Here is a 3,375-nt window from a genome sequence, read left to right as displayed (position 1 = left end):
CACCTGCACCGCCCGCCGCACCGAAGCCTCAGGCCGCTGCAACACATCAATATGCCGCCGAGCCCGCACCCCCGACAGCGGCCGCAGCACCACGCCCGGATGCGCCCGCGTCGTCCAGCGCGGCAGCAGCGCGATGACGCCCCCACCCGCCGCGACCAGCTCCGCCACGACGCTGAACTCGTTCACCCGATGCACCAGCTCCGGCCTGCGCCCCGCAGCCGTCCCGATCGCCTCGACCAGCGGCAGCACCGGGAACCCGTCGTGCACCGACACCCACGGCTCGCCGGCCACGTCACTCGGCGTCAGCCGCGCCTTCGCCGCCAGCCGGTGCCCGACCGGCAGCGCGATGTCCAGCGGCTCGTGCAGCAGCGGCGTGACCGTGACCGTGCGCGGCCACGGCGGCGCGTGATCGAACCGATGCGCCAGCACGAGGTCGTAATCGCGGGTCAGCTTGGGGAACTGCTCCTGCGCGACGTCCTGGTCGGCCAACGCCAGACGCGGCGATCCCGGCTCGGCGAGCGCCCGCAACAGCTTCGGGAAGAACACCAACGCCGCACTGTGAAACGCCGCGACCGAAACCTTCCCGCTCGGCTCGGCCACGAACTCGTCCACCACCTGACGAGCCCGAGCCAGCGCCGCCTCAACCTCGATCGCCGCATCGGCGAGCGCCTGCCCGGCCGCAGTAAGGACCAGCCGCCGCCCCGAACGCTCGGTCAGCGGCACCGGCACGCTGCGCTGCAGAAGCCGCAGTTGCTGCGACACCGCCGACGGCGTGACCAGCAACGCCTCGGCCACAGCCGCGACGCTGCCCAACTCGCCGAGTTCCCGCAGGATGCGCAGCTGACGTTCGTCCATGGCACGACAGTATAGAGAAACTTCATGGTTGGTTGAGAATGACGTCCTCGACTACACCATGCACAGAACCCAAGAATTGCCGCGTGACCTCCCCAGCCGCCAATCGCCCCGATCACAGCACCGATCGCCACAGCGATCACCACACCGTTCGCCTCAGCGACCACCGCACCGACGTCACCCTCCTCCTCGTCGCTTTCGTCTGGGGTTCCAGCTACCTCGCCGCGAAGTCGGCAGCTGCGGCGACCTCGGTCCTGGCGGTCCTGCTGGCCCGCTACGCGCTGTCGGCCGTCTCCGGCTCGGCCCTGTTGGCGGCACGCCGGCAGTTGCGCCCGAACCGCGCCGAGCTACGAACCGGCGCGATCCTCGGCGTCACGCAAGCAGCCGTACTGATCATCGAAACCTTCGGCGTAGCCCACACCTCCGCCGCCAACGCAGGCCTCATCATCAGCCTGACGATCATCCTCACCCCCCTCCTCGACCGGCGCGGCGCCGCCGCCCTCCCGGCGCGCTACTTCGCCGCATCAGGGCTCTGCGTCATCGCCGTCGGACTGCTGATGAGCGGCAGCGGCGGCCTCCACACCCCAAGCCTCGGCGACCTGCTGATGCTCGCCGCCGCAGTGGTACGCGCGGGCCACGTCGCGCTCGTCGGCCGCCTCACCGCCGCCGGCGACATCAGGCCGTTGAGTCTGACGGTCGTCCAGACCTATGTCGGGACCGCACTGTTCGTCCTCCCGGCCGCCGCCGACCTGCCGAAACTGGCCCACGCCAGCACCACCGCATGGGCCGAGATGGCGTACCTGGCCGTGTTCTGCAGCGTGTTCGCCTTCGTCGCCCAGACCTGGGCCGTCCGACGCACCTCAGCCAGCCGCGCGAGCCTCCTCCTGGGCACCGAACCGGTGTGGGCCGTAGCCGCCGGCGTCGCACTCGGCGGCGAACACCTGGCAGCACCGGCCATCGCGGGAGCGGCACTGATGCTGGGCGGGACGTACTGGGGCCAGTCCATCGAACGAACCCACCGGACCCACCGAGCTGACCGAGCTGACCGAGCTGACCGATCCGACCGAGTTCACCGCGCCCGCATCGCCGACAACGCAGAAGCCGTCAACTGCACCGGATGCGAACTCACCGGCATCAAGCACTCCTGCGCACTGCACGCGGCATAGCTGACCAGCACCTGCGCCGTGCCATGCGAGTCCACGTCCACCGGCAGTTCAGTAGTCACCGGGCCGTCGGGGTACACCGGGAAAGTCACATCAGTACCCTGCATCGACAGCATCCGCACCGGCGACTCGGCAATCAGCGGACCCCGACTACGCAGCGCCCCGACGACCTCCACACGCGTCGGACGCCCCAGACCCTGGATGCCGTCAGCAGGCAGCCCCACGCTGTAAAGATGAAAACCGGGGCGCTCCGGCGTGAAGGTAGTGAGCAACTTCGTACCGTCCGCCGACAAATGCATCGCCACATTGACCCCCTGGTCGGTGAACCCGACGTCAGCGGCATGCCGATGCACGGTCGCAGCAAACGCGAGCGCGGCCAGAACGGGCACCCCGGACAGCGCGGTGAGCGTCAGAACACTGGACGCCTTCATCGCGCCCACTGATTCAGCCAAGCCGCCACGCCCGCCTCGTCGTACTTCGGCTGCCCGACGTGCGCCGAGTCGGCGCGAACGGTCCCGTCCGAGTTCAACACAACCAGCAGCGGCATTCCGAAGCTCCCCGGCGCGTCATACTGCGTCGCCAGCGCCATGCGCTGCGGGTCGGAGTTGCCCAGGTCGATGTGCACGACGTGGTAGTACTGCGCGAGGACGGCCTGAGCCTTCGGCGTGTGCATCGCCTTGTCCAGCGCCCGGCACGCGGTGCACCAGCTGGCCCCGAAGTCGAGCAGCACCGCCTTGCCGTCCATGCGCGCGGCGGCCACGGCCTCCACGATCTGCGCCGTCGCCGAGGCGGTCGCGTCGTAGGCGAGGTTCGGGTCCTGAGCGCGCGGGTCCTGCGCCGACGGTGGAGGCGGGGCCGGACGCGGCGACGCGGGCACCAGGGCCGGGGCCGCGGGCGCGGCGGCCGGACGCGACGCGGCGGTGTGCGGGTGCGCCGACTGTGGGGCGACGTCGGTGGTGCTGGAGGGGATGAGCACCGGGGCACCGACGGGACCGAGGCCGGCGGCGGTACGGACACCAGGTGCCGCCTGCTGGTTCGGCGGCTGAGCGGCAGGCTGCGACCGGACGGCATTGGACGCCGGTGCCACCGCGACCGGCGCGGCATGCACCTGGGCCGCGTGCGCTGCGGCCGGCGCGCTCACGGGCTGGGAGGCTGCGGCCGGCTCCCGTCCCCGATCGGTGGCCGAACAAGCGGCCAACCCGAAGGTGGCCGAGGCCACGGCGACCATTGACACGCACTTGCGCACGACTTCTCCCGGTTTACTAGCGGATGGCAGGAATCTAGCCAACGCGGCCTGCCAAACCGCAGAACCGGTAGCGTGGCGCGCCCGTTTTCACCCCCCGGACGCACCCCACCCCAC

The 3,375-nt window shown here is 70.7% G+C and carries 4 protein-coding genes; 1 reads left to right on the top strand and 3 read right to left on the bottom strand.

Annotated features, from left to right (window positions below; translation table 11 throughout):
* Window positions 1-855 (bottom strand): LysR family transcriptional regulator (locus tag GWK61_RS53375; protein ID WP_194922050.1); only part of this gene is annotated, 855 nt, incomplete at its 3' end.
* Window positions 856-938: 83 nt separating this feature from the next.
* Here GWK61_RS53375 and GWK61_RS60405 point away from each other — a divergent pair.
* On the top strand, window positions 939-2,018 hold the full coding sequence (locus GWK61_RS60405; protein ID WP_323748185.1) for a DMT family transporter: 1,080 nt from the start codon (window positions 939-941) through the stop codon (window positions 2,016-2,018).
* On the opposite strand, the gene GWK61_RS53365 is transcribed toward GWK61_RS60405, so the two are convergent.
* Together GWK61_RS53365 and GWK61_RS53360 are read right to left on the bottom strand one after the other, a co-directional pair.
* A complete protein-coding gene (locus GWK61_RS53365) occupies window positions 1,922-2,455 on the bottom strand; it encodes a hypothetical protein (RefSeq protein ID WP_194922046.1) in 534 nt (177 codons plus the stop codon). The two genes, GWK61_RS60405 and GWK61_RS53365, sit on opposite strands and share 97 nt — an antisense overlap.
* A complete protein-coding gene (locus GWK61_RS53360) occupies window positions 2,443-3,156 on the bottom strand; it encodes a thioredoxin family protein (protein ID WP_194922044.1) in 714 nt (237 codons plus the stop codon). The genes GWK61_RS53365 and GWK61_RS53360 overlap by 13 nt, the downstream gene beginning before the upstream one ends.
* Between the last annotated feature and the right edge of the window lie 219 nt (window positions 3,157-3,375).

This window comes from Catenulispora rubra (assembly GCF_015356825.1).
Lineage (GTDB): Bacteria > Actinomycetota > Actinomycetes > Streptomycetales > Catenulisporaceae > Catenulispora > Catenulispora rubra.
This window is presented reverse-complemented; position numbering and strand designations above follow the sequence as displayed.